Source organism: Sphingomonas sanguinis NBRC 13937 (assembly GCF_001591005.1).
Lineage (GTDB): Bacteria > Pseudomonadota > Alphaproteobacteria > Sphingomonadales > Sphingomonadaceae > Sphingomonas > Sphingomonas sanguinis.
In genome coordinates, this window is the sequence record NZ_BCTY01000033.1 from 13,722 (window position 1) to 40,118 (window position 26,397).

Consider the following 26,397-nt stretch of genomic DNA (forward strand, 5'->3'; position numbering starts at 1 on the left):
ATGCGCGAAGATGAAGGGGCTTTACCGCCCCTTGGGCCCTGCCACCGGACCGGCGGCCTTGGTCTGTGCCGCCTTGGCCGCTTCATATTCGTCGAAGGTGCGCGACAGCAGCGCCTGCGCCTCGGCCTCGGTCACCTTGCCGTCCTTGTTGGCATCGGCCTTGTCGAACCACAGGTCGGTCAGACGCTGGGCATGGACGGCATCGATCTGCTTCTTGCCATTGCCCATCTTCATGATCGCGGCCTTGACCTCGGCCTTGGTCAGCACGCCATCGTGGTTGGTGTCGCGCGCCTTGAACTCGCGCGAGAATTTGGCGGCGGCCGAGGCGCGGGTGTCCTGCTGCGCCAAGGCGGGGACGGTCAGCGTGGCGGCGATCAGGCCGGCGAGGAGGAAACGGGTCATGCACGAGACTCCAGAACGGGACATCAGGGCCGCTCCTGACGGCCTTTGGCTGTCGCCGCAATGAACGAACCAACCGAAGGTTGCGTGGGACCGCGACAGCGCATAGGGCGCGAGGCAAATCCATCCCATTTCCTTGAAGGACTTTGCCATGAGCGAAGATATCAAGCGCGTCGTCCTCGCCTATTCGGGCGGCCTCGACACCAGCGTCATCCTCAAGTGGCTGCAGCAGCATTATGGCTGCGAGGTCGTGACCTTCACCGCCGATCTGGGCCAGGGCGAAGAGCTGGAGCCCGCGCGCAAGAAGGCGGAGATGGCTGGCGTGAAGCCCGAACACATCTTCATCGACGATCTGCGCGAGGAGTTCGTCAAGGATTACGTGTTCCCGATGATGCGCGCCAACGCGCTGTACGAGGGACTGTACCTGCTCGGCACCTCGATCGCGCGGCCGCTGATCGCCAAGCGCCAGATCGAGATCGCCAAGATGGTCAATGCCGACGCGGTCAGCCACGGCGCGACCGGCAAGGGCAACGACCAGGTCCGCTTCGAGCTGGGCTATTACGCGCTGAACCCCGATATCAAGGTCATCGCGCCCTGGCGTGAGTGGGACCTGACCAGCCGCACCAAGCTGATCGAATTCGCCGAGGCGCACCAGATCCCGGTGTCGAAGGACAAGCGCGGCGAAGCGCCCTTCTCGACCGACGCGAACCTGCTCCACACCTCGTCCGAGGGCAAGGTGCTGGAGGACCCGTGGGATGAGGTCCCCGATTACGTCTATTCGCGCACCGTCAACCCGGAAGACGCGCCCGACGTGCCCGAGGTCATCACCATCGATTTCGAGCGTGGCGACGGCGTCGCGCTGAACGGCGAGGCCTGCTCGCCCGCCACCCTGCTGACCAAGCTCAACGAGCTGGGCCGCAAGCACGGCATCGGTCGCCTCGATCTGGTCGAGAACCGCTTTGTCGGCATGAAGAGCCGCGGCATGTACGAGACGCCGGGCGGCACCATCTATGCGCTGGCGCATCGCGGCATCGAGCAGATCACGCTCGACCGGGGTGCCGCGCATCTGAAGGACGAGCTGGCGCCGCGCTATGCCGAGCTGGTCTATAACGGCTTCTGGTTCTCGCCGGAGCGCGAGATGCTGCAGGCCGCCGTCAACTACAGCCAGGAGAAGGTGACCGGCACCGTCCGCCTGAAGCTGTACAAGGGCCAGGCGATCGTCACGGGCCGCAAGTCGCCCTACAGCCTGTACTCGGAAAAGGTCGTCACCTTCGAGGACGATCAGGGTGCCTATGACCAGCGCGACGCGGCGGGCTTCATCAAGCTGAATGCGCTGCGCCTGCGCCTGCTGGGGCGTCGCGACCAGATCTGATCCGACTTGCCCGTCCTGACAGGAGCCATGCGCATGGATCGCCGACAGGACGGGACGACGCACGAAGGGGCGGGGCTGTGGTGGCAGTCCCGCCCCTTTTTGTGGCTGTGCGTGATCCTGTCGGCGGTGCCGCTGCTCTGGCCCGCCGTCCCGCCGCTGAGCGACATGGGCGATCATATCGGCAGCTACCGCATTCTGGCCGAAGCCGGGCGGGGGCCGCTGGCGCGCTATTACGACGTGCACTGGGCGGCGGTCGGCAATCTGGGGGTCGAGGCGATCGTGCTGGCGCTCCATGCGCTGGGCCTCGGGATCGAGCCCGCCGCCAAGGTCGCGGTGCTGGTCATTCCGCCGCTGACCGTGACGGGCATGATCGCGCTGGCCCGCGCGGCGCATGGGCAGGTGCAGCCCGGCACGATGCTCGCCTTTCCGCTGGCCTATGCCCAGGCGTTCCAGATGGGCTTCGTCAATTTCTGCCTGGCGCAAGGACTGGTGCTGCTGAGCATGGCGCTCTGGCTCCGACTGGCGCGGACCCGGCCGCCGGTCTGGCGGCTCGTAATCTTCGCGGTGATCGCGCCGGTCGTCTGGCTGTGCCATGCGCTCGGCTGGGCGATGCTGCTTGCCTTTGTCTTTGCGATGGAGACCGGGCGGCTGGTCGAGCTGGGGCGGCGTTGGTGGACGGCCGCCGCGCAGGCTGGGCTGATGGTCCTACCGATGACGCTGCCCGCTCTGTGGATGCTGCGCGGCGGTGGCGACCGGGTGGCGGGGGAAACCGGGCGCTGGATCTGGTGGTACAAGACGCGCTGGATGCTGACCCTGTTGCAGGAGCGGTGGATCGCTTGGGACGTCGCCGCGCTGATCGTCCTGGTCCTGTTCGGCTATGCCGCGATCCGCTCGCGGCGGCTGGCGATCCGGCCGGTGCTGGGCGTGCCCGCCGCGCTGGGCTTCGTCATCTTCCTGGTGCTGCCCTATATTTTTCAGGGCGGGGCCTATCTCGACATGCGGATGCTCGCCCCCGCCTTCATGCTGGCGCTGTTGTCGGTGCGGGTGAGTCCGGCGGGTTCGGGCGGCGGTCTGGCGCTGGCGGCGACGGGATTCTTCGTGGCGCGGCTGGTCGGCACCACGCTGGCCTTTGCGCAACTGGCGCAGGGGCAGGAGAGGGACTGGCGCGCCATCCCGGCCTTGCCCCAGGGCGGTGCGGTGCTGGTCCTGACCAATGTCGCGGGCGAGGAGCGTTGGGATGCGCCGCGCCGCTGGCATGTCGCGGGCGTCGCGATTGACCGCGCGGGCGTGTTCACCAACACGCCGTGGGTCATGCCCGGCCAGCATCTGATCCGCCCGCGCGTGTCTCGCGCCGCGCCCTATGACCGCGACCCGTCGGGCCTGGTCTTCGCGCCGGGGTCGGAGGGCGGGGCGACCGATTTCGACCAGGCGATCCGGGAGTTCGATCGCTGCGCCTTCGATGCCGTGTGGACGATCGGCTTCCCACGCGGTCGGGCCCGTGCCGCCGATCTGGTGCCGGTCTGGGCCGAGGGAGATTCGGCGGTCTATCGCGTTCGACGCGGCCGATGCTTGTCGGACGCCCCCTCCATCCGCTAGGCCGACCGGCATGAATGGGGGAAAGCTCAACTGGTGGCAGACGCGGTGGTTCGTGGTGGCGATGGCGCTGCTCGCGGCCCTGCCGCTGCTCTGGCCGACCGTGCCGCCGCTGGTCGACCTGCCGGGTCATATGGGGCGCTACCGTGTCCAGCTGGACTATGCGAACCAGCCCTGGCTGGCGACTTGGTATCGCTTCGAATGGCAGATGATCGGCAATCTGGGCATCGACCTGCTGATCGAGCCGCTGGCGCCGATCTTCGGGCTCGAACTTGCGGTCAAGCTGATCGTGATCGCGATTCCGGTCCTGACCGTCACCGGCCTGCTCTGGATCGCGCGCGAGGTGCAGGGGCGTATCCCGGCGACCGCGCTGTTCGCGCTGCCGCTCGCCTATAGCTATCCCTTCCAGTTCGGCTTCGTGAACTTCGCGCTGGCGATGGCGCTGGCGCTGAACCTGTTCGGCCTGTGGCTGCGCATGGGGCGGCTGGGGGCGGTGCGCCTGCGCGCCGCGATCTTCGTGCCGCTGTCCTGCGTGTTGTGGGTCGCGCATACCTTCGGCTGGGGCGTGCTGGGCGTGTTGGCCTTCTCGGCGGAGCTGATCCGCCAGCATGACATCCGCCGTGCCAAGGGAGCCCAGGGTGTCCGGGGCTGGGTCGAATCGGCCTTCCATGCCGGGATCGGCTGTATCCCGCTGGCGCTGCCCATGGTGCTGATGGTGCTGTGGCGGTCGGGCGCGGACGTGACCGGCAAGACCACCGACTGGTTCAACTGGCGGTGGAAGATCAACTGGGTCACGATGGTGCTGCGCGACCGCTGGATGGCGTTCGACCTCGCGTCGGTGACGGTGCTGTTCCTCGTGCTGCTCAAGGGCGTGCGCGACGAGCGGGTCGAATATTCGCGCAATCTGGTCCTGTCGGCGGCGTTCCTCTTCGTCGTCTATCTGCTGCTGCCGCGCGTCGTATTCGGCTCGGCCTATGCCGATATGCGGCTGGCCCCGTACGTCCTGGCGATCGCACTGATCGCCCTGCGCCCCCGGCGTGGCCTGTCGCTGCGGGGTGCGTCGACGCTGGCGGTGGTCGGCCTGCTGTTCTTCGTCGTGCGGATCGGGGCGACCACGGTCAGCTATGTGATGTACAGCAACGACTATGACCGGGTGCTGACCGCGCTCGATCATGTCCCGCCGCGCGCGCGGCTGCTGACCTTCGTGGGCCGTCAATATTGCGCCGATGTCTGGCCGTCGAGCCGGCTGGAGCATGTCGCGGGCCTCGCGCTGGAGCGCAAGCTGGCCTATGCCAACGACCAATGGTCGATGGCGGGCGGGCAGTTGCTGACCGTGCGCTACGCCCCCGCCAAGCGTTTCGCGCACGACCCGTCGGAGATCGTGACCGAGATCCGCTGTCGCGGGCAATGGTGGCGGCCGATCGACACCGCGCTGAAGCTGCTGCCGCGCGATGCGTTCGACTATGTATGGCTGGTCCATCCGCCACGCTATGACGAGAGCCTGACGCGCGGGCTGACGCCGATCTGGCGGTCGGGGCGCGATGTGCTCTACCGCATCGATGATCGTCGCCCGATCATCGACCCGGCGGCCTATGAACTGCTCAGCCGCCCCCTGCCCGAAGAAGACAAGCGCGCCCCCGCCCGGCGCAGCGCCACGGCGGACCAGGACGACAAGTAACGCTCACCCCCGGCGGAAGGGGGTGAGTTCGCCCAGATACTCGCTTTCCGCCTCGATCGCCTGACGTTCGCGGTCCACGAACTCGGCGACCGCGCGGCGAAAGGCGGGATGGGGGATATAATGCGCCGACCAGGTCGGCACGGGGACATAACCGCGCGCCAGCTTGTGTTCGCCCTGTGCGCCCGCCTCGACGGTCGATAACTGCCGCGCGATGGCCGCGTCGATCGCCTGGTAATAGCAGAGCTCGAAATGGAGGAACGGCACCTCCTCGGTCGCGCCCCAATAACGCCCGTAGAGCGTGTCCGCGCCGATCAGGTTGAGCGCCCCCGCGATCGGTACGCCGTCGCGCATCGCCAGGATCAGCAGCACCTTGTCGCCCAGCCGCTCGCCGATCCGGTCGAAGGCGGCGCGGGTGAGATAGGGGCGACCCCATTTGCGGCTGCCCGTGTCCTGGTAGAAGGTCCAGAAGGCGTCCCAATGGTGCGACTCGATCGCCGCGCCCGACAGGTGGCGGATGGTCAGCCCCTCGACGGCGGCGGCGCGTTCCTTGCGGATCGCCTTGCGCTTGCGGCTGGCGAGCGCATTCAGGAAATCGTCGAAACAGGCGTAACCGTCATTGCGCCAGTGGAACTGCACGCCCTCGCGGATCAGCCAGCCCGCTGCCTCGAAATGCGGCAGTTGGTCGGGCGTGACGAAGGTGACGTGCGCGGAGGACAGCTCGTTCTGGTCGGTCACCGCCTCGATCGCGCCGATCAGCGCCGGGGCGAGCGCGGGATCGCGCAGCAGCAGCCGGGGGCCGGGCACCGGCGAGAAGGGTGAGGCGATCTGGAGCTTGGGATAGTAACGCCCCCCGGCGCGCTCCCAGGCATCGGCCCAGCCCTGGTCGAACACATATTCGCCTTGGCTATGCGCCTTCAGATAGGCGGGCGCGATGGCGGCGGGCTGTCCGTCGGGGCCGTCGATGATGACCGGGGCGGGTGTCCAGCCGGAGCGGCCACCGACACTGTGCGAGTCCTCCAGCGCGGTGAGGAAGGCGTGGGATGTAAAGGGATTGGCCGTGCCCGCACAGGCGTCCCATTGCTCGGGGGAGAGGGCGGTGACGCCGGACAGGATACGCGCGATGGCGGTGGTCATCGCTGGGGATATGCGGTGTGGGGTGGGATGGGACAAGGGGGCGGCTTGTGGCTTTCCCTCTCCCATCCCCTCCCGCCTGCGGGAGGGGTGCGTTACCGGGCAGGCGTTTCCCCGCCTTTGCGATAGAAGTAGGTCGGTGTAGCGAAGCACGCCCCTCCCGCTTGCGGGAGGGGATGGGGGAGGGCAGGGCCGCGAACGACCCCGCCCCGAAAATCACGCCACTTCGACGATCGCATCCACCTCGACCGCCGCACCCAGCGGCAGCACCGGCACGCCGACCGCCGAGCGGGCATGACGCCCCGCCTCGCCGAACAGCGACACCATCAGCTCCGACGCGCCATTGGCGACCTTGGGCTGGTCGGTGAAGTCGCCGGCCGAGTTCACGAACACGCCCAGCTTCACGATGCGCTTCACGCGGTTGAGATCGCCGCCGAGATACTTCTTGATCTGCGCGACCAGCATCAGGCCGCACGCCTGCGCCGCCTTCTGCCCCTCTTCCAGCGAGACGCCTTCGCCCAGCCGCCCGGTGACGAGCTGGCCGTCGATAAAGGGCAGCTGGCCCGAAATGTGGAGAAGCCCGCCCGCCTCGACGACGGGGACATAGGCGGCGACGGGGGCGGCAGCCTCCGGCAGGGTGAGGCCGAGCTGCTCGAGCGCGCGATCGATATGCGTGGTCATGGGGCGAGACATGGCGCGCCCGCCCCATTCAGGTCAAGCCGTGGCAGGCTGGCCTTCGGCGAAACGCGCGGCGATCCAGCGTTCCGCCTGGCGCCAGTCGTCGATCCGGGCATGGGCGTCGGGGGCGGGAGGCACATGCGGGGCCATTTCCGGCTCGGACACCATGTGCAGCCGGTGAACATGCGGGGCATGTTCGGCGACCGAGGCGTGATGCTGGGCCAAGTCGTCGACGAAGACGGTGACCGGGTGGCCATGCGCGGCGACCAGCTTCGCCACCGGCTCGCCCTTGGGGCCGTTATTGCACTGGACCCGGTGATGGATGCCGAAGCGGGCGAGCTGTTCGATGCGAGGGCTGCGGCATTCCTCGACCAGATTGGTCAGGATGACGATATCGGCTTTGGCCCCCAGCATTGCCAGCGCCTCGGCGGCGTGCGGGACCAAGGTCTGGCGGTCCATCTGGCCGGGGAAGAAACCATGCAGCAGGTCCCAGGCCTCGGCCTGGCTCAGCTCCGCGCCGCCATTCTGCCGGGTCATCGCGCCGAAGAAATCATGGCGGTCCAGCGCGAAGTCGATGTCGTGCGCCTCGTCCAGCCAGGTGCGGAAATGGCGGACCATGTGGACGAGCACTTCGTCGCAGTCGCAGATCAACAGGGGCTTCATGCACTCTCCAATATCCGGCGCGCGGCCACCAGCGCCTCGGGCCGAACGTCCAAATCCTCGGCACAGGCGATCAGGTCCGCCTCATGCCCTTCCAGGAACGACAGGATCGCCGCCAGCACGCCCGGCTCGCCCGCCCCGGCGCGCAACTCCTCGACCGACAGACCGGTCAGCGCCAGCAGCCGCTCGGCGCGCGATGGGCTTTGCAGCGTCCAAACCAGCGCCTGAAGCGCCAAAGCCATAGCGGGCTCGATTGTATCCGGTCCGGGCATTGCCTATCGTCCCCTCGATAATGGTGGAGCCCGCGTGACAAGAAAGGTGCTCGTTGTCGAGGACAACGAACTCAATCTGAAACTCTTCTGCGACCTGCTGCGCGCGCACGGCTTTACGGCCGAGCCGGTGCGCGACGGGCGCGAAGCGGTGGCGCGCGCGCGAGAGGTACAGCCCGACCTGATCATCATGGACATCCAGATGCCGCATGTAACCGGCTATGAGCTGATCCTGGAGCTGAAGGCCGACGAGGAGCTGCGCCGCATCCCGGTGATGGCGGTGACCGCCTATGCGGGCCGCGACGACGAAGACCGGATTCGCGCGGCGGGGGCGGATTCCTACGTGTCCAAGCCGATCAGCCTGATGCGGTTCATGGAGGCGGTCAACGCGTTGGTGTGAAGGGGGGAGCCTCCGCTCGCGCTGAGCGGTCGAAGTGCACGCCCCGAACCTATGCCGCGCGCCTCATCCCGTGGCTCTCGACTGTGCTCAGGTTGACCGGAGTGAGGATACGGTGGCAGCCCGGAAATGGATGTCGGTTTCGGGTGGGAAGCGGACGTTCATAGGGCAGCTAAAAGGACCCGGATCGACAGGCCCGCGAAAAGCATTGCGGTCAATATCGCGAAAACGCCGCACGCAAGCATGACCGCCGCTGTTAGGTAGCCTGCTCCATCACTCACGCCGACCGCAAGGAGCATGTAGAAGCAAGTAAAACTTGTCGCGATCAGCATGGCGAGGCTCGCCGTAAGCGCAGTCCACGGATGCGTGCGAATATGCCTCATGCTTCGCACACTACGGGTTGTGACGAATGTCCGCAAATGGGCGATAGCGGCCCGTCCGCTTCTGGAGAGCGGACCTTATGGGATGCCCGGCGAGCGATCCGCGTCGGTGCCCCGGCGTACACGAAACAAAGAGAAACCAGACCGTTTCACCGCTTTCTCCGCCTTGGCGACGCATCGGCGGGGCGTGTCACTGTCCGTCAAAATCTCGATACCAGCGGATGGGTTGTAGTTTTGCCGTAGAGTCTCGGTAAGCTGGTGGGCATCCTCTCCGGCATCACTCATGAAAAACGTGCATCGTCCGCGATCCGTCTTGATCCAAACGACATAACTGCGAGAGAAGTCCATTGATTGGGTTGCAGAACCTGTCGCAACTTGAGCGGCAGAGGCGAGCAAGGCAAATGCGGGGGACATGAGGGGCAATCTGCCATGCCGCCCGGATGTCGGCAAATGGGCGTGAGCGGACCTCGCCGCTCAACCCTCCGAATCATCCTCCACTACGGCGGCCTTCCGCCCCTTGAACCCCTGCGCGACGACGAACCATTCCACCGAACCCTTGCGGCTCGACGGCGGCTTGGCGTGCTTTACGGTGGCGAAGTGGCGCTTCATCTCGGCGACCAGCTGCGAATCGGCGCCGCCCGCGAAGACCTTCGACACGAACACCCCGCCCGGGGCCAGCACGTCGCAGGCAAAGGCGAAGGCCGTCTCGACCAGCCCCATGGTGCGCAGCGCGTCGGTCTGCGGGTGGCCGACGGTGTTGGCCGCCATGTCCGACATCACCAGGTCGGGCGTGCCGCCCAGCGCCTCCATCAGCTTGCCCGGCGCGGCGTCGTCCATGAAGTCCATCTCGAAGATGGTGACGCCGTCGATCGGGTCGACCGGCAACAGGTCGATACCGACCACGCTGGCGTTCGGCACCTTGCGCCGCACCACTTGGGCCCAGCCGCCCGGCGCGATGCCGAGATCGATGATCCGCTTCTTGCCGCGCAGGAAGCCGAAGCGTTCGTCCAGCTCGATCAGCTTATAGGCCGCGCGGCTGCGATACCCCTCCGCCTTGGCGCGGCGGACGTAAGGGTCGTTCAGCTGGCGCTCGAGCCAACGGGTCGATTGGGCGGTGCGCTTCCGGGCGGTGCGCACCCGCTGGTGCAGCCCTGCATTGCCTCTGCTCACGGTCTGGCGATTCCCATCAAACGGCGCAGGATTCCCTCGCGAATCCCACGGTCGGCGATCCCTAGCCGCTCGGCGGGCCAGAGGTCCAATATCGTCTCCAGGATGGCGCAGCCCGCCACCACCAGATCGGCGCGTTCGGGGCCGATACACGCCACCTTGCCGCGCGCGGCCAGGCTCTTGCGCGACAGATCGGCGCTGATCTCGCGCATCGCGGCGGTCGGCACGATCAGCCCGTCGACGGCGTTGCGGTCATAATGGCTGAGCCCCAGATGCACGCTGCCCAGCGTCGTCACTGTGCCGCTGGTGCCCAGCAGCCGGGGCCGCTTCAGATTCTTCGGCAGACGTGCGGTGAAGTCGGCGAAGCTGTCCGCAACGATCCCCCGCATCCGCGCATAGGCGGCCAGCCGCCCCGCCTCGCCCTCGCCGCCGCCCGCGCTCTCGGTCAGCGACACCACGCCCCAAGGCGCGGAGTGCCAGTCGAGGATACGCGGGCTGGGACCGTGCGTGTCGACCAGCACCAGCTCGGTCGATCCGCCACCGATATCAAAAATCAGCGCCGGGTCCTCGCCCGGCTCGATCAGCGCATGACAGCCGAGCACGGCCAGCCGCGCCTCTTCCTCGGCCGAGATGATGTCCAGATGGATGCCCGTCTCGGCCAGCGCACGCGCGATGAAGGCAGGGCCGTTGGCGGCGCGGCGGCACGCCTCGGTCGCGACTGCGCGCGACAGGGTGACGTTACGACGCTTCAGCTTGTCGGCGCAGACGCGCAGCGCCGCGATGGTGCGGTCGATCGCGGCATCCGACAGCCGCCCGGTGGTTGCCAGCCCCTCGCCCAGCCGCACGATTCGGGAAAAGGCATCGACGACCGCAAAGCCGCCGCCCTGCGGCCGCGCGATCAGCAGGCGGCAATTGTTGGTGCCCAGGTCGAGCGCGGCATAGGCCTGCGCATCCGACCACCGGCCACGCGGGGGCCGGGGGGGTGCCGAACGGGCAGGGGGCTTGGCCTGCCGGTACGGCCTTCGGGTGGGAACATCCCCCATCGCCGTATCTCGCTTATTCTGTTCTATCCGTCACGAACATGAGCGTTCGCCGGTGCTTGACCCCCAAGGTAGCGAGTCGGTGCCGCTGCGACAAGACGGGTGGAGGACGATGCCCCGGAAATCGGGTTGACATCCCCCATTCGCCCGCCTAGAGGCACGCCCCTGTCCGGTGCCCCGTCGTCTAAAGGTAAGACCACGGACTCTGACTCCGTTAATTGAGGTTCGAATCCTCACGGGGCATCCAGACCTTCCCGCAAAATTTGGAATTGATCGCCTTCGCGGCCTTCGCGCGTCAGTCGCAGGGGATCTGGCCCGACCGCGCCGGGCCCGTCATGGTCATGGAATTGGTGCGTCAGCGCAGGATGATGGCGGCGCCGTGCTTGTGCGCGCGGATTTCGTCCTCGCTCAGCCCGTTGATTTCATGCGGGAAAATCAGCCAGTCGCTGGTTTCATGCACGAAGAAGTCGGGCTTCAGGTCGGTGACGTTGCGCGACGGCTTGTAATAGACGGTCGCGACCTTCACCTCGTCCGGGATATTGTTCCGGCACCGGGCCTTCAATTCCCTCAGCAGCGCGCGGATCGAGCGCCCGGAATCGAACACGTCGTCGATCAACAGCAGCCGATCCTCCGGATTGAGCACATCGACCAGATGGCCCAGGCCATAGATGCGCACCTGCGGCTCCTGCTGGTCGATACCGGTGTAGGAGGCGGTGCGGATCGCGATATGGTCGCTCTGCACGCCCCGATATTCGAGCAGTTCCTGCACCGCGATGCCGACCGGCGCGCCGCCACGCCAGATGCCGACGATATGGGTCGGGCGGAAACCCGAATCGAAGACCAGATTGGCCAGGCGGAAGGAATCCTCCAGCAGGCGGTCGGCGGACAGATAGATTTTGGTGGTCACGACATCGTCCATCATCGGTGAGGGCAAAGCGTAGAAGCCAGGAGCCCCCGAATTGATCGGCCCTTTTGAAACCCTCCGACGGTCAGGGCAACCATGGCGTGCGATGCCGCCGTTGATCGACCGCTTCCGGGAGCCGCAAGCGAACGCTATGGGCTGGAGGATGGCCCGGCTGCTCCTGTTCAACAAACCCTTCGGGGTCCTGTCGCAATTTACGGATCGTGGATCGCCGACCGTTCGGTCGACCTTGTCGGATTTCATCGCGGTGAAGGGCGTCTATCCCGCCGGGCGGCTCGATCGGGACAGCGAGGGCTTGCTGCTGCTGTGCGATGACGGGCGGCTGCAGGCGCGCATCGCCGATCCCCGCTTCAAGATGGCCAAAACCTATCTCGTGCAGGTCGAAGGCGATCCGCAGGAGCCGGAACTGGAGCGCTTGCGGCAGGGTGTCCGGCTGAAGGACGGCATGACCCTGCCTGCCGAAGTCGACCGGATCGATGCGCCGGACCTGTGGCTGCGCGATCCGCCGATCCGCCAGCGCAAGTTCATCCCCGACAACTGGCTGAAACTTACCATCCGCGAAGGGCGCAACCGGCAAGTACGACGCATGACGGCGGAGGTCGGATTGCCCACGCTGAGGCTGGTCCGCTGGTCGATCGGCGACTGGTCTGTCGCCGGGATCGCGCCGGGCCAGTTCAAGGAAGTCTCCATCCGGAGCTAGGTTACCAGCCGCCCCACTGATCGATGACGTCGTATCGCGGGGCCGGCTGCCGCCGAGCGTGAAAGCGGATTGGAGGTTGGGCGCGGAGGGGTTAGGACGCCGACCGCCCGGCTCTGGATGGGCGGCGTTCCATCGTTACTGTCGGCTTCTTCTCCCGGTGGATCGTATAAGGGCCAATCGGCAGGATTTTGGATTTCCCATGAATTATCGCCACTCCTTCCATGCGGGCAACAGCGCCGATGTCGTGAAGCACAGCCTGCTGATCGCGCTGGTCCGGGCCTTGCAGCAAAAACCGGGGGCGTTGACGCTGATCGACACCCATGCGGGCTGCGGGCTCTACGACCTTGGCGGCGAGCAGGCCCAGCGGACCGGCGAAGCCGTGCATGGCGTGTTGCGGGCCTTTGCCGACACGAACCCCTTGCTGGACGATTATCGCGCCGCCGTACGGGCGGTGAATGTCGGGACAGAGCCGCAGCTCTATCCCGGCTCGCCACGGTTCCTGGCGCAACTGCTGCGCGAACAGGATTTGCTCATCCTCAACGAAAAGCATCCCGAGGATGCCCGGGCCTTGCGCGGCGCGATGCGCGGTACGCCGGCGGCTGTGCATGAGCGCGATGCCTATGAGCTCTGGCTGGCCATGCTGCCGACCCGGACGGCGCGCGGCGTGGTGGTGGTCGACCCACCCTATGAACAGGCCGACGAACGTGCCCGTATCGCCGCCACGCTCGCCGCGGCGCACCGCAAATGGGCGCATGGCGTGACGGTGATCTGGTATCCGCTGAAAGACCGCGCGACGCATCAGCGGTGGAAGGATGCGCTGCGCAGGCTCGGCATCCCGAAATTCCTGTCGGTCGAGCATTGGCTGTACGACGCCGATCAGCCCGGCATCTACAACGGCGCGGGCCTCTTCTTCGTCAATCCGCCTTATGCCTTCACGCAAGCGCTGCCGCCCCTGTTGGAAGCCCTTCGCGCCGCCCTGGCGCCGGACGGACATCGCGGGGAGATCACGGCGGACTGGTTGAACGATTAAAAGAAAAGGGGGGGCTCTGACGGGCTGGTCAGGCGATGGACCCGTAGCGTGCGAGGCCGCCGAGCGAAGGACCTGTCCCTATCGCGCCAAACGAAACCGGGGTCCTCCCGCCCAAGCGGAAGAACCCCGGCCTCATTCGCTCAAAACGGCTGGGATCAGAACTTCACGGTCGCCCCGACGAAGATCCGGCGGCCCAGAACGTCATAGACGCCCGGATAGGTGTTGCCGTTGCCGAACAGGTTCAGCACGCCCGAGGCCAGCGCGGGCGGGCTTTTGTCGAGCAGGTTATTCGCACCGATGCGAAGCGTCAGGTTGCGGTTGACCTCGACCGCGCCGGTCAGATCGAAATAGCTGTACGCGGGCAGGCGTGCGTCGATCGGGTCGGCAGGCCCGGTGAGATAGCTGTTGCTCGACGTCGCCGAGTTGCTGGTCGGGCCGATATAGCGCCAGTTGAACGACAGGCTGGTCTTCGCGTCCGGCTTCCAGGTCACGCGCACATTGTGACGCCACACCGGGGTCGGCTGGCCGCAGGCATAGCCGAACAGGCCCTTGCAGTCATAGCTGTCGCCACCCGGCAGCGGCTGGGTCGCCTGCTGGAACAGATAGGTGCCGATGAAGTCGCCATAGAGACGGCCCAGGCGACCCAGCGGGATCATCGCATTGGCGGCGATGTCGAGACCCGAGGTCTTCAGATAGCCGGTGTTGAGCGTGGTCGAGACGACATAGCCGGTGCCGAAGATCGAGCCGGTCAGCGGATCGCGACGGAACAGACCGCAATAATAGGGGCTGCCGGTCGAGAAGCACTGGCTGATGATCGTGTTCGGATCGATGCTGCCGATATAGTCCTTCACCTTGATGTTGAAATAGTCGATCGAGACGGACAGGTTGCGGCCGCCGCGCGGGGCCAGCACGATACCGGCGGTATAGGTATCGGCCGATTCCGGCTTCAGGTTGCGGTTGCCGCCCGACTGGCCGGTGCACTGGTCGGACGGACATTCGATGACCAGATGGCTGTTATATTGGGCGGCGGTGACGCCGGTCAGCTGACAGGCGCTGAGCGAGGCGGTGGGCTTCGCACCGGCGCACGGGTCGACCGCGTTGACGTTGCCCAACGACAGGTTCGAGAACAGCTCGCTGATATTGGGTGCGCGGATGGCATGGTTGAAGCTGGCGCGCAGGCGCACCGGATCGACCACCTGCCAGCTCAGCTCGCCCTTGTAGGTGAAGGCGTTGAACTTGGACGAATAGCCGGTCGAGCGCTGGTCGTTCTTGTATGCCGAATAGCGGAAGCCACCGTTCAGGGTCAGCGACTTGCCGATCGCCGAGTCCTGCGCAATCGGCACTTCGATTTCGCCGAAGCCTTCATTGACCGCGATGATGCCGTCCGAATCCTGCGTGCCCGCCTGCTTGGCCACCTCGTCGCCGGTGAAATACAGCGTCTCGCGACGATGCTCGCCGCCCAGCACGATGCTGACGCCGTCCTTGGCCCAGGGGCTGGTGATGCCGAACGTACCCAGGTCGCCCGTGATCGAGCCCGAAATGACGTTCAGGGCATAGCGGCCCCAGGTCCGGGTCGGCGCATAGAGATATTGCGCCTGCTGCCCGGTCAGGCCGCCCGCCTGGAAGACGTTGATCGGCGTACAGGCCGGATCGGTGCCGTTCAGCACCGACTGGCAGACCGCGCCGCCCTTGCCGTCCGGCACGGCCAGCAGTGCCTTCTGCGCCTTGGCGACGTTGACGTCATTCAGATACTGCTCGTCATAATGCGCGGACGAGCGCAGCACGCTGAAGTCATAGTTGAAGCCATGGCCGATATCGCCGCGCACGCCGACCATCGACCGGTAATAGCGATGCTGGAGGTCGTCGCGACGCGGCAGGGTGCCGCTGCCGCCCAGGCGATAGCCGATCAGCGTGTTCTGCGTCGCGGCGGTTCCGGCGGCGGCGCCACACAGCGACTGCTGCTGGCTGGCGCTCATCAGCGGGTTGTTGCAGGTCACGGCATAGGTCTGGCCAAACCACAGCGCGGACGGCGCGACCTGCGAGAAGCTGCGGTCGTCCATGTACATGTAGCTGCCATAGATTTCGGCGGCCTTGGAGAGCTCCAGGTGCATGAACGCACCCGCATTGTACCGGTCGTCGCTGCGCTGGAAATAGTTCAGCGGGGCGTAGTTGTAGGTGTAGGTCGAATCATAAGGCACCCAGGTCTTCGACCCGTCGCGGCTGTTGGTTAGCTTCTGGCCCGCCAGCGGCCCGCCCAGCGGGGTAAAGGTGCCGAAAGGCGTATTGCTCGACCCGCCGCAAGCGAAGGTCGTCGAGGCGCTGTTCAGGGCGCAGGCCGACACGTCGCGGGTCGACTGGAGGACCGGATCGGTGCGACGATAGCCGCCATAGACGGTGATGTTCAGCCGCCCGTCGAGCATCGTCTTGCCAAACGAAGCGTTGATGTCCTGCTTGCCGCCGTCGAAGACATGCGACGGCGCGGTCTGATAGCCGCGGCCCGACACGATCCCACGCAGGAAGCCATTGTCGTTGGTGTGGTCGGCGATGCTCGTCTGCGCATCCAGGCGAAAGCCGTCGAGCTTGTCGCGCAGGATGAAGTTGACGACGCCGGACAGCGCGTCCGAGCCATAGACCGCCGATGCGCCGCCGGTGACGATATCGACCCGCTCGACGATCGCCGAGGGGATGAAGTTCAGGTCCATGGCCTGGGTCGGCAGCAGGCGCTGGCCGTTGACCAGCGTCAGCACGCGATTGGAACCCAGATTGCGCAGGTTGACCTGCGCGGTGCCGTTCGAGCCGTTCGACACATTCTCGTTCGCGTCGGCGGTGAACTGCGGCAGGCGGTTCAGCGCATTCTCGATATTGTTGGTGCCCTGAAGCGTCAGTTCCTGGGCGTTGACGCTGGTGAGCGGACTGTTGCTCGTCAGGTCGGGGCGGCGGATGCGCGTGCCCGTGACGACGACGTCGTCCGCCACCTGGGCGTCATTCGCGGTCTGCGCCGCCGCGCCGCTGGCCGCCACCAAACCCGTCGCCAAGGCAATCAAAGCAGCCGATCGCCGCCAATAGCCGTTCTCAATCATCTGGTCCGCCCCCTCATGAGCAATAAAATTACGTATCTCCCATCTCATATTAAGTACGTTATACGATATTCGGTCAATGGGGGCGGTATCGTTTTGGTGTAATGCGCGGCCTGTGTTGCTCAGACGCCTCACCTTCGGGCTGCTGGCCAAGCGGCTTGGTGGCATCGAACCCCTAATTGTCCTGAAGAATCCGCGATGGTGGCCCATCGCGCCGGCCGCCATAATGGGCTCGGCGATTTCATCGCTTTTGACGAAATTGAAGCGCTGGGCATTGCGCCCGATCAGGGGCCGGGATGGATGCCCTTGATGGTCAGTAGCGGACGCATTGTCTGGTAAAGCCGTCCGTACGCAGAACGCGCCTGATTTCGAGTCCGTTCAGGAACGGTTGAGCATCAACAGGGTGGCGATGTCAGAAAAGGTGTCCGCATCGAAAAACGATACAGGGCCAATCCCTTAGCAAGCCCGGCTATGAAAAGGGGGACAGGACTTTGGCTTGATGACCGACCATTACCCGGGAGCAAACGCTCTCTGGGGACCGTCTTTCCGACGATCCCCGAGAGATTTCAACGCTGTATGAAGCGATGGTGCCCAGAAGAGGACTCGAACCTCCACGACCTTGCGATCGCCAGCACCTGAAGCTGGTGCGTCTACCAATTCCGCCATCTGGGCACGGGGTAGGCCCGCGCCTTTAGGGTAGGGTTCGAATCCTTGTCAACGGCTTTTTTGCGGGGCAAAGGGGCGGTGCACAAAAAATCTGGCGAATAAGGACGGGCATGACGAACAAGCTGGTGACGCTGATCGGCGGCGGGGGTTTCCTGGGCCGCTATGTCGCACGCGAACTGATGCGGGACGGTACGCGGGTTCGAATCGCCCAGCGCGATCCGCGCCAGGCCTATTTCCTGCGCACCCAAGGGGGGCTGGGCCAGACCCAGTTCGTCGCGGCCGATATCGCCCGGCCGGAGACGGTGGCCCGCGCGGTCGAAGGTGCTGATGCGGTCGTCAACCTGGTCGGCGTGATGGGCGGCAATATGCAAGCCATCCATGTCGAGGGCGCGCGCGCCGTGGCGGAGGCCGCGCACAAGGCGGGGGCCGGGGCGCTGGTCCATGTCTCGGCGATCGGCGCGGACGAGAATGGCGCGGCCGCCTATGCCCGGTCCAAGGGGCAGGGCGAGGCGGCGGTGCGTCAGGCTTTCCCGAACGCGACCATCCTGCGCCCCTCGATCGTGTTCGGTCGCGAGGACCAGTTCGTGAACCGCATTGCGGGCATGGTGTCGGCGCCGGTCGTGCCGATCCTGCGCGCGGGTGTGAAGTTCCAGCCGGTGTTCGCGGGCGATGTCGGCGAAGCGGTCGCCCATGCGCTGCGCGATGCCGAGGCGCATGGTGGCAAGACCTATGAGCTGGGCGGGCCGGACGTCCTGTCGATGGGCGATCTGATCCGCTGGATCGCCCAGACGCTGGGCCGCAAGCCCAATTTCGTCGAGTTGCCTGACTTTGCCGGAGCACTGCTGGCGCGCCTGCCGGGTTCGCCGATCAGCTGGGACCAGTGGCTGATGCTGCAAGCGGACAATGTCGTGGCCGCGGGGGCGCCGGGCCTGGCCGAGCTGGGCGTGACGGCTGCCCCGCTGGCGACGGTCGCGCCGGACTATCTGATCCGTTTCCGCAAGGCGGGCCGGTTCGGGCGACGGGCGGAGACGCTGGCGGCCTGAGCCGTCCCACCTTAACAGTCTTTATCATTTCGCTGACAGCCCCGTCGCCCTATGGCGGCGGGGCTGTTTTAGCATTTGGGGACTCGCGTGAACGACCTGATAGCCGCCATCATCCTTGGAATCGTCGAGGGCGTGACCGAATTCCTGCCGGTGTCCTCCACCGGCCACCTCATCCTGGCGGGCGCTTTGCTCGGTTATGACGATGCGCGCTGGCAGATGTTCAACATCGTCATCCAGCTGGGCGCGATCCTGGCGGTCGTCGTCCTCTATTGGCGGACCTTCTGGACCGTCATGGTCGGCCTGGCCAAGCGCGACCCCGGCTCCATCCGCTTCGTGCGCAACCTGCTGATCGCCTTCATTCCCGCCGCCGTGATCGGCGTGTTGGCGAAAAAGCATATCGAGGCGCTGCTCCTCCAACCCAAGGTCGTGGCGGTCGCGCTGATCGTTGGCGGCATCGCGATTCTGGTCATCGAGCGGTTGGTGAAGCCGGGCAACACGCGCGGCATCGCGGCGGTCCCGGCCAAGACGGCGCTGGGCGTCGGTTTCCTCCAGTGTCTGGCGATGATTCCGGGCGTCAGCCGCTCGGGCGCGACAATTCTGGGAGCGCTGACCCTGGGCGTCGAGCGGCGCACGGCGGCGGAGTTCAGCTTCTTTCTCGCCATTCCCACCATGCTGGGCGCGAGTGTCGTCGAGACGGCGGGGCATATGGATGCGATGCGCGCCGGGAACAGCGTCGGGCCGATCGAGATCGCGGTCGGCTTCGTCGTCGCCTTCATCGTCGCCCTGCTGGTCGTACGCTGGTTCGTCGGCATCGTCGGCAAGCATGGCTTCGGACCGTTCGCCTGGTATCGAATCGTCGCGGGCAGCATCGCGCTGGCCCTGCTGACCCTACATTGACATCAAAACGGCCCTAATTATTTGCGGGTCGGTCGCAATAAGGCGGGCGACCCACCATAATCGCTACTAAATAAGCCAGGCATGCTGTCGTATCTGTCGATTTGGCAGTGACAAGACGGTGTTCGCGCAATATCCGCATCTTCGGAGGCGCATATGGCGAACGATTCTATGCTGAAATTCGTGGCTCGCGAGCAGGCTTATCCAGCCAAGCGGGCCGCACCGGACCGCGCGGAAGATTTCCGCGAGATCGCCGAACGCTATGCGCCCCCGGCGGCGGAGGACCAGGCGGGGCGCTGCTCGCAATGCGGCGTGCCCTATTGCTCGGTGCACTGCCCGCTGCACAACCATATCCCCGACTGGCTGCGCCTGACCGCGGAAGGTCGCCTGCGCGAAGCCTATGAGCTGTCCAACGCCACCTCGACCATGCCCGAGATTTGCGGCCGCATCTGCCCGCAGGACCGGCTGTGCGAGGGCAATTGCGTCATCGAATTTTCGGGCCACGGGGCGGTCACGATCGGCTCGGTCGAAAAGTTCATCACCGACACCGCCTGGGAAGAGGGCTGGGTCGAGCCGCTGGTCCCCGGACCCGCGCGGGGCCAGTCGGTCGCGGTGATCGGCGCGGGGCCCGCGGGCCTGACCGCCGCCGAATATCTGCGCGTCTCGGGCTATGAGGTCCATGTCTATGACCGGCACGACCGGGCGGGCGGGCTGCTGACCTATGGCATCCCCGGCTTCAAGCTGGAAAAGCCCGTCGTCATGCGCCGGGTCGAGCGGCTGAAGGCAGGCGGCATCGTCTTTCACGAGGGCTTTGCGGTCGGCGAGGATGCGACGCTGGAGGAACTGCGCCGTCGTCATGATGCGGTGCTGATCGCGACCGGCGTGTACAAGGCGCGCAATGTCGAGGTGGACGGCGCGGGGGCGAACGGCGTGATCGCCGCGCTCGACTATCTGACCGCCTCCAATCGCAAGAGCTTCGGCGATACGGTCGAGGCGTTCGAGAACGGCTCGCTCAATGCCGAGGGCAAGAATGTCGTCGTGATCGGCGGCGGCGACACCGCGATGGACTGCGTCCGCACCGCGATCCGCCAGGGCGCCAAATCGGTGAAGTGTCTTTATCGCCGCGACCGGGCCAACATGCCGGGCTCGCAGCGCGAGGTCGCCAATGCGGAAGAAGAGGGTGCCGAGTTCGTCTGGCTCTCTGCGCCTCTGGGTTTCGAGGGCGGTGAGACGGTAACGGGCGTACGCGCCGCCAAGATGCGCTTGGGTGCCCCCGACGCGTCGGGCCGCCGCGCGCCGGAGGCCGAGCCGGGTGCCGACCATCTGCTGGACGCCGACATGGTCATCAAGGCGCTGGGCTTCGACGCCGAGGATTTGCCGAGCCTGTTCGGCACCGCCGAGCTGGGCGTCAGCCGCTGGGGCACGGTGCTGGTCGACGGCCGCACGCTGATGACCAGCCTGGACGGTGTGTTCGCCGCCGGGGACATCGTGCGCGGGGCTTCGCTGGTGGTCTGGGCGATCCGCGACGGGCGCGACGTGGCGCAGGCGATGCACAAGTGGCTGAAGGCACGCGCCAAGACCTCGGCGCGCGAGAAGGTGGCCGCATGATGCGCGGTCTCGCTTTCCTCGCGCTGTTGGTGGCCGCGCCGGTCGCGGCCCAGACCGCACCTGCGCCTGCGACGACCCCCGATGCGGGCGGGCGGATCGAAACCGCGCGGGCGCTGGTCGCCAAGCTCAACCTCGACAAGACGCTCGACCTGCAGTTTTCGAGTCTGATGCCGCTGATCGCGAACAACATGGTGAGCGCGCTGCAGGGCGATCCCGCCATTCCGCAGGCGCTGAAGGATCGGCTGACGACGGCCGAGACCCGTCGCCAGGTCGGTGAGATCGCGACCGAGGAAATGATGGCCGCATTTCGCGCGCGCTACCCCGATATCGCCGAGGCGGCGGCCGAGGAATATCGCCGCAACTTCTCCGAGGCCGAGTTGAAGGCGATCGTCGCATTTTATGACTCGCCGACCGGCCGGCGGCTGCTCCAGCTGCAACCGCAATTGCAGCAGCGCCTGGCCGAAGCGGGCCGTGCGATCGGCCAGCAGGCAGGCATGGCCGCCTTCCCCAAGATCCGCGCGCGGATCGAAGCGCTGGGCGGGGCCAAGGGCACGAAGTGATGCTGGCGAGCGGCCTCGGGGCGATGGCCTTGATGCTGGGCGGCGCGATGCAGACCGCGCCGGTCGGTGAGGCGGCCTCGCGCCCGGCGGCACTGACGCTCGCACGGTTGCTCTATCCGGAGGCGCTGGTCGTCAAGGCGGCTGGCACCGATGGCATGGTGGCGCAACTGCTCGCGAGTGATCCGAGGATGAAGGCCCGCGAGGATCGGCATCCCGGTATCGTCCGGGCGATGGCCCAGGCGGTACAGCCGCTGCGGGTGCGCTCGATGCGGGAACGGATGCCCGTCCTGTGGCAGCGTCAGGCGGCGATCTATGGCGCGGCGTTCACCGAGCCTGAGCTGGCGACGCTGAACCGCTTCTACGCTTCGCCCCCGGGCCAGGCGCTGGTCGCGACGATGCAGAGCGGCACGGTGCCGCCGAATGAGACGATTCCAGCCGGGCTGGTCGATCGTGTCCGGGCGCTGCGGCCCCGGACCGAGGAGACGGTCCTGACCTGGATAATGGAAGAACAGCCCTGGGAATGGGGCGAAACGGAAAAGGCCGTGGCGGGGGTGATGACCCGGTTCGGTGAGAGCGGAGAATGACGATGGACCAGCGCCAATATCTCGCCGAGCATGGCATGTACCGCCCCGAGTTCGAGGGCGATGCGTGCGGCGTCGGCATGGTCGCGGCCACCGATGGCCAGCCCTCGCGCCGGGTCGTCCAGTCGGCGATCGATGCGCTGAAGGCCGTGTGGCATCGCGGCGCGGTGGATGCGGACGGCAAGACCGGCGACGGGGCAGGCCTGCATGTCGATCTGCCGCACCGCTTCTTTGACGATGCGATCGCAGCGTCGGGGCACAAGGTGCTGCCCAACCGGCTGGCGGTCGGCATGATCTTCATGCCGCGCACCGATCTGGGCGCGCAGGAAACCTGCCGCACCATCGTCGAGAGCGTCATCATCGAGGCGGGCTATACCATCTATGGCTGGCGCCAGGTGCCGGTCGACGTGTCGGTCATCGGCATGAAGGCGCAGGCCACCCGGCCGGAGATCGAGCAGATCATGATCGCCGGGCCGATGCCCGACGAGGTGGATGCCGCCGAGTTCGAGAAGAACCTCTACCTGATCCGTAGGCGGATCGAAAAGCGCGTCATCGCGGCGCAGATCAGCGGCTTCTATATCTGTTCGCTGTCCTGCCGCTCGATCATCTACAAGGGGCTGTTCCTCGCCGAGAGCCTGTCGGTCTTCTATCCCGACTTGCAGGACCACCGGTTCGAGAGCCGCGTGGCGATCTTCCACCAGCGTTATTCGACCAACACCTTCCCGCAGTGGTGGCTGGCGCAGCCCTTCCGCTGCCTGGCGCATAACGGCGAGATCAACACGATCCGTGGCAACAAGAACTGGATGCTCAGCCACGAGATCCGGATGGCCTCGATCGCGTTCGGCGACAATTCGGAGGACATCAAGCCGGTGATCCCGGCGGGCGCGTCCGACACCGCCGCGCTCGACGCGGTGTTCGAGGCGATCTGCCGCTCGGGCCGTGACGCGCCGACCGCCAAGCTGATGCTGGTGCCCGAGGCGTGGCAGAAGGACCTCGACACGCCCAAGGCGCATGCCGAGATGTACCAGTATCTCGCCTCCGTCATGGAGCCGTGGGACGGTCCGGCCGCGCTGGCGATGACGGACGGCCGCTGGGCGGTGGCGGGCATGGACCGCAACGCGCTGCGCCCGCTGCGTTATACGCTGACCGTCGACGGCCTGCTGATCGTGGGTTCGGAGAGCGGCATGGTCGTGGTGCCCGAGGCGAGCATCACCGCCAAGGGCCGTCTGGGACCGGGGCAGATGATCGCCGTCGATCTGGCCGAGGGCAAGCTGTACGACGACCGCGCGATCAAGGACCAGATTTCGGGCGAGCAGGATTATGCCGCGATGATCGGCGAGTTCCTGACCATGGACCAACTGCCCGCGCCGTCCGAAGAGGAAGCGCTGGTGCGCATGCCCCGCGCGGAGATGCTGCGCCGTCAGGTCGCCGCTGGCCAGACCATGGAGGATATGGAGCTGATCCTGTCGCCCATGGCCGAGGGGGGCAAGGAAGCCATCGGCTCGATGGGCGACGACACGCCGCTGGCGGTCATCTCCGACAAGCCGCGCCTGATCAGCCAGTTCTTCCGCCAGAATTTCAGCCAGGTCACCAACCCGCCGATCGACTCGCTTCGCGAACGCTATGTGATGTCGCTCAAGACCCGGTTCGGCAATCTCGCCAACATCCTCGACACCGAGGATCGGCGCGAGCGCGTGCTGGTCCTGCCGTCCCCCGTCCTGACCGGCGCCGACTGGCACCGGCTGAAGACGCATTTCGGGCGTTCGGCGGCCGAGATCGACTGTACCTTCGAGGCCGATGGCGGTCCCGACCGTCTGCGCGCCGCGATCCAGCGCATCCGCAACCAGGCCGAACAGGCGGTGCGCGAGGGCCGGTCCGAGCTGTTCCTGACCGACGAGCATGTCTCCGAAGGCCGTGTCGCGATCGCGGGCGTGCTGGCGGCGGCGGCGGTGCACACGCATCTCGTCCGCCGGGGCCTGCGCAGCTATGCGTCGATCAACGTCCGCTCGGCCGAGTGTCTCGACACCCATTATTATGCGGTGCTGATCGGCGTCGGTGCGACCACGGTGAACGCCTATCTGGCCGAAGCCGCGATCGTCGACCGCCATGGCCGTGGCCTGTTCGGTGACATGAGCATCGACCAGTGCCTGATCAACCATCGCACCGCGATCGAGGATGGCCTGCTCAAGATCATGGCGAAGATGGGGATCGCGGTGATCTCCAGCTATCGCGGCGGCTATAATTTCGAGGCGGTCGGCCTGTCCCGCGCGCTGGTCAACGACCTGTTCCCCGGCATGCCCGCCAAGATTTCGGGCGAGGGTTACAACTCGCTCCATTACTCGGCGATGGTCCGTCACGAAGCGGCCTGGGACCAGCATGTCGCGACGCTGCCGATCGGCGGCTTCTACCGCCAGCGCGATGGCGGCGAGACGCATGCATATTCGGCGCAGCTGATGCACCTGTTGCAGACGGCGGTGGCGACCGACAGCTATTCGACCTATCTGCAATTCGCACGCGGCGTCGGCGATCTGCCGCCGGTGTATTTGCGCGACCTGCTCCAGTTCAACTTCCCCAGTGAGGGCGTGCCGGTCGATCAGGTCGAGGCGATCACCGAGATTCGCAAGCGCTTCGTGACGCCGGGCATGTCTCTGGGTGCCCTCTCGCCCGAAGCGCACGAAACGCTGGCGATCGCGATGAACCGGATCGGCGCGAAGGCCGTGTCGGGCGAGGGCGGCGAGGACAAGCTGCGCTATCAGCCCTATGACAATGGCGACAACGCCAACTCGACGATCAAGCAGATCGCGTCCGGCCGCTTCGGCGTGACGGCCGAATATCTGAACGCCTGCGACGAGATCGAGATCAAGGTGGCGCAGGGCGCCAAGCCCGGCGAGGGTGGGCAGCTGCCCGGCTTCAAGGTGACCGAGTTCATCGCCAAGTTGCGCCACGCGACGCCCGGCGTGACCCTGATCTCGCCGCCGCCGCACCACGACATCTATTCGATCGAGGATCTCGCGCAGCTCATCTATGACTGCAAGCAGATCAACCCGCGGGCGCGCGTCTGCGTGAAGCTCGTCTCCTCGGCAGGCATCGGCACCGTCGCGGCGGGCGTGGCCAAGGCGCATGCCGACGTCATCCTGGTGTCGGGCCATGTCGGCGGCACGGGCGCGTCGCCGCAGACCTCGATCAAATATGCCGGGACGCCGTGGGAAATGGGCCTGTCGGAGGTCAACCAGACGCTGACCCTTAACGGCCTGCGCGGGCGTATCCGCCTGCGTGCGGACGGTGGTCTCAAGACCGGGCGCGACATCGTGATCGCGGCGATCCTGGGCGCCGAGGAATTCGGCATCGGCACGCTGAGCCTCGTGGCGATGGGCTGCATCATGGTGCGCCAGTGCCATAGCAACACCTGCCCGGTGGGCGTCTGCGTGCAGGACGAGCGGCTTCGCGCCAAGTTCACCGGTACGCCGGAAAAGGTCATCAACCTGATGACCTTCATCGCCGAGGAAGTCCGCGACATCCTGGCGCGTTTGGGGGTCCGCTCGCTCGACGAGGTGATCGGGCGGACCGAGCTGCTGCGCCAGGTCAGCCGTGGTGCCGAGCATCTCGACGATCTCGACCTCAATCCGGTGCTGGCCAAGGTCGATGCGACCGACGCCGAGCGGCGGTTCAGCCTGTCGACCTTCCGCAACGAAGTGCCCGACAGCCTGGATGCGCAGATCATCAAGGACGCGAGCGCCGTGTTCTCGCGCGGCGAGAAGATGCAGCTGACCTATTCGGTGCGCAACACGCACCGCGCGGTCGGTACGCGCCTGTCGTCGGAGATCACGCGCAAGTTCGGGATGAGCAAGCTGGCCGACGGGCACGTCACCGTCCGCCTGCGCGGATCGGCGGGCCAGTCGCTGGGCGCGTTCCTGTGCAAGGGCATCACGCTGGAAGTGTTCGGCGACGCCAACGACTATGTCGGCAAGGGCCTGTCGGGCGGCACCATCATCGTGCGCCCGGCGGTCAGCTCGCCGCTGGCCAGCCAGAAGAACACGATCATCGGCAACACGGTGCTCTACGGCGCGACCTCCGGTCGCCTGTTCGCAGCGGGCCAGGCGGGCGAGCGTTTTGCGGTCCGCAACTCGGGCGCGACCGTGGTGGTCGAGGGCTGCGGTGCCAATGGCTGCGAATATATGACCGGCGGCGTGGCCGTCGTGCTGGGTGAGGTCGGCGCGAACTTCGGCGCAGGCATGACCGGCGGCATGGCCTTCATCTACGACCCCGAGGAGCGTTTCCCCCGTCGCGCCAACCCCGAGAACATCGTGTGGCAGCGCCTCGCCTCCGCGCATTGGGAAGGCGTGCTGCGCGGTCTGGTCGAGGAGCATGCGGCGCGGACCGACAGCAAGTGGTCGAAGGGCCTGCTGGAGGACTGGGACCGGGTGGCCGGGCATTTCTGGCAGGTCTGCCCGAAGGAAATGCTGACCCGCCTGGCGCATCCGCTCGACGACAGCGTCGAGGCGGTCGCGGCGGAGTAAGCGAACGATCCTCCCCGGCACGGGGGGGGGGGGGG

The 26,397-nt window shown here is 66.3% G+C and carries 22 protein-coding genes and 2 tRNA genes; 14 read left to right on the forward strand and 10 right to left on the reverse strand.

Annotated features, from left to right (window positions below):
* Positions 1-21: 21 nt before the first annotated feature.
* A complete protein-coding gene (locus tag SSA01S_RS13155) occupies positions 22-402 on the reverse strand; it encodes an EF-hand domain-containing protein (protein ID WP_061780692.1) in 381 nt (126 codons plus the stop codon).
* 148 nt (positions 403-550) lie between these two features.
* On the opposite strand from SSA01S_RS13155, the gene SSA01S_RS13160 reads away from it, so the two are divergent.
* From SSA01S_RS13160 to SSA01S_RS13170, 3 genes are read left to right on the forward strand one after another with little or no spacing between them, the layout of a single operon-like run.
* Entirely contained in the window at positions 551-1,771 is a 1,221-nt protein-coding gene (locus tag SSA01S_RS13160; protein ID WP_061780693.1) for an argininosuccinate synthase, read from the forward strand.
* Between the two features lie 33 nt (positions 1,772-1,804).
* Complete coding sequence (locus tag SSA01S_RS13165; RefSeq protein WP_156477785.1) at positions 1,805-3,367, forward strand: hypothetical protein; 1,563 nt, start codon at positions 1,805-1,807, stop codon at positions 3,365-3,367.
* Between the two features lie 10 nt (positions 3,368-3,377).
* On the forward strand, positions 3,378-5,042 hold the full coding sequence (locus SSA01S_RS13170) for a hypothetical protein (RefSeq protein WP_061780695.1): 1,665 nt from the start codon (positions 3,378-3,380) through the stop codon (positions 5,040-5,042).
* Between the two features lie 3 nt (positions 5,043-5,045).
* Here the strand turns inward: SSA01S_RS13170 and SSA01S_RS13175 are convergent, their stop codons facing one another.
* The 4 genes from SSA01S_RS13175 to SSA01S_RS13190 form a co-directional block, all read right to left on the reverse strand.
* The gene (locus SSA01S_RS13175; RefSeq protein WP_061780696.1) at positions 5,046-6,176 is read right to left on the reverse strand and encodes a GNAT family N-acetyltransferase; all 1,131 of its coding nucleotides are present in this window, start codon (positions 6,174-6,176) and stop codon (positions 5,046-5,048) included.
* A 213-nt stretch (positions 6,177-6,389) separates the two neighbouring features.
* The gene (locus tag SSA01S_RS13180) at positions 6,390-6,854 is read right to left on the reverse strand and encodes a RidA family protein (protein WP_061780697.1); all 465 of its coding nucleotides are present in this window, start codon (positions 6,852-6,854) and stop codon (positions 6,390-6,392) included.
* A gap of 33 nt (positions 6,855-6,887) precedes the next feature.
* Positions 6,888-7,514, reverse strand: coding sequence for a hypothetical protein (locus tag SSA01S_RS13185; RefSeq protein ID WP_061780698.1), 627 nt, complete (start codon positions 7,512-7,514; stop codon positions 6,888-6,890).
* A complete protein-coding gene (locus SSA01S_RS13190; protein ID WP_170171377.1) occupies positions 7,511-7,753 on the reverse strand; it encodes a DUF3572 family protein in 243 nt (80 codons plus the stop codon). The genes SSA01S_RS13185 and SSA01S_RS13190 overlap by 4 nt, the downstream gene beginning before the upstream one ends.
* A gap of 64 nt (positions 7,754-7,817) precedes the next feature.
* Between SSA01S_RS13190 and SSA01S_RS13195 the strand changes: the two genes are divergently transcribed.
* Positions 7,818-8,180: a response regulator gene (locus tag SSA01S_RS13195; protein WP_061780700.1), complete on the forward strand. Its 363-nt coding sequence runs from the start codon at positions 7,818-7,820 to the stop codon at positions 8,178-8,180.
* Positions 8,181-9,031: 851 nt separating this feature from the next.
* On the opposite strand, the gene SSA01S_RS13205 is transcribed toward SSA01S_RS13195, so the two are convergent.
* Together SSA01S_RS13205 and SSA01S_RS13210 are read right to left on the reverse strand one after the other, a co-directional pair.
* Positions 9,032-9,727, reverse strand: coding sequence for an RlmE family RNA methyltransferase (locus SSA01S_RS13205; protein ID WP_061780702.1), 696 nt, complete (start codon positions 9,725-9,727; stop codon positions 9,032-9,034).
* Positions 9,724-10,767 carry a Ppx/GppA phosphatase family protein gene (locus SSA01S_RS13210; protein WP_061780703.1) on the reverse strand — a complete coding sequence of 348 codons (1,044 nt, stop codon included), beginning with the start codon at positions 10,765-10,767 and terminating at the stop codon, positions 9,724-9,726. The genes SSA01S_RS13205 and SSA01S_RS13210 overlap by 4 nt, the downstream gene beginning before the upstream one ends.
* 170 nt (positions 10,768-10,937) lie before the next feature.
* On the opposite strand from SSA01S_RS13210, the gene SSA01S_RS13215 reads away from it, so the two are divergent.
* Positions 10,938-11,011, forward strand: a tRNA-Gln gene (locus SSA01S_RS13215).
* A gap of 108 nt (positions 11,012-11,119) precedes the next feature.
* Here the strand turns inward: SSA01S_RS13215 and SSA01S_RS13220 are convergent.
* The gene (locus SSA01S_RS13220) at positions 11,120-11,686 is read right to left on the reverse strand and encodes a phosphoribosyltransferase (protein WP_156477786.1); all 567 of its coding nucleotides are present in this window, start codon (positions 11,684-11,686) and stop codon (positions 11,120-11,122) included.
* A 145-nt stretch (positions 11,687-11,831) separates the two neighbouring features.
* On the opposite strand from SSA01S_RS13220, the gene SSA01S_RS13225 reads away from it, so the two are divergent.
* Together SSA01S_RS13225 and SSA01S_RS13230 are read left to right on the forward strand one after the other, a co-directional pair.
* Complete coding sequence (locus SSA01S_RS13225) at positions 11,832-12,386, forward strand: pseudouridine synthase (RefSeq protein ID WP_061780715.1); 555 nt, start codon at positions 11,832-11,834, stop codon at positions 12,384-12,386.
* A 199-nt stretch (positions 12,387-12,585) separates the two neighbouring features.
* Complete coding sequence (locus SSA01S_RS13230; protein WP_061780704.1) at positions 12,586-13,416, forward strand: 23S rRNA (adenine(2030)-N(6))-methyltransferase RlmJ; 831 nt, start codon at positions 12,586-12,588, stop codon at positions 13,414-13,416.
* 155 nt (positions 13,417-13,571) lie between these two features.
* On the opposite strand, the gene SSA01S_RS13235 is transcribed toward SSA01S_RS13230, so the two are convergent.
* Complete coding sequence (locus SSA01S_RS13235) at positions 13,572-16,496, reverse strand: TonB-dependent receptor domain-containing protein (RefSeq protein WP_061780705.1); 2,925 nt, start codon at positions 16,494-16,496, stop codon at positions 13,572-13,574.
* Between the two features lie 195 nt (positions 16,497-16,691).
* Between SSA01S_RS13235 and SSA01S_RS19545 the strand changes: the two genes are divergently transcribed.
* Positions 16,692-16,832, forward strand: a complete 141-nt coding sequence (locus SSA01S_RS19545) for a hypothetical protein (RefSeq protein WP_156477787.1) — start codon at positions 16,692-16,694, stop codon at positions 16,830-16,832.
* 246 nt (positions 16,833-17,078) lie between these two features.
* Here SSA01S_RS19545 and SSA01S_RS13240 read toward each other — a convergent pair.
* Positions 17,079-17,165, reverse strand: a tRNA-Leu gene (locus tag SSA01S_RS13240).
* Between the two features lie 104 nt (positions 17,166-17,269).
* On the opposite strand from SSA01S_RS13240, the gene SSA01S_RS13245 reads away from it, so the two are divergent.
* From SSA01S_RS13245 to gltB, 6 genes are all read left to right on the forward strand, one after another.
* Complete coding sequence (locus SSA01S_RS13245; RefSeq protein ID WP_061780706.1) at positions 17,270-18,202, forward strand: complex I NDUFA9 subunit family protein; 933 nt, start codon at positions 17,270-17,272, stop codon at positions 18,200-18,202.
* Between the two features lie 87 nt (positions 18,203-18,289).
* On the forward strand, positions 18,290-19,099 hold the full coding sequence (locus tag SSA01S_RS13250) for an undecaprenyl-diphosphate phosphatase (protein WP_061780707.1): 810 nt from the start codon (positions 18,290-18,292) through the stop codon (positions 19,097-19,099).
* A 153-nt stretch (positions 19,100-19,252) separates the two neighbouring features.
* Complete coding sequence (locus SSA01S_RS13255) at positions 19,253-20,704, forward strand: NAD(P)-dependent oxidoreductase (RefSeq protein WP_061780708.1); 1,452 nt, start codon at positions 19,253-19,255, stop codon at positions 20,702-20,704.
* Positions 20,701-21,264 carry a DUF2059 domain-containing protein gene (locus SSA01S_RS13260; RefSeq protein WP_061780709.1) on the forward strand — a complete coding sequence of 188 codons (564 nt, stop codon included), beginning with the start codon at positions 20,701-20,703 and terminating at the stop codon, positions 21,262-21,264. The genes SSA01S_RS13255 and SSA01S_RS13260 overlap by 4 nt, the downstream gene beginning before the upstream one ends.
* Positions 21,264-21,848 carry a DUF2059 domain-containing protein gene (locus SSA01S_RS13265; RefSeq protein WP_061780710.1) on the forward strand — a complete coding sequence of 195 codons (585 nt, stop codon included), beginning with the start codon at positions 21,264-21,266 and terminating at the stop codon, positions 21,846-21,848. The genes SSA01S_RS13260 and SSA01S_RS13265 overlap by 1 nt, the downstream gene beginning before the upstream one ends.
* Positions 21,845-26,362 carry a glutamate synthase large subunit gene (gene gltB, locus SSA01S_RS13270; RefSeq protein ID WP_156477788.1) on the forward strand — a complete coding sequence of 1,506 codons (4,518 nt, stop codon included), beginning with the start codon at positions 21,845-21,847 and terminating at the stop codon, positions 26,360-26,362. The genes SSA01S_RS13265 and gltB overlap by 4 nt, the downstream gene beginning before the upstream one ends.
* Positions 26,363-26,397: the final 35 nt, after the last annotated feature.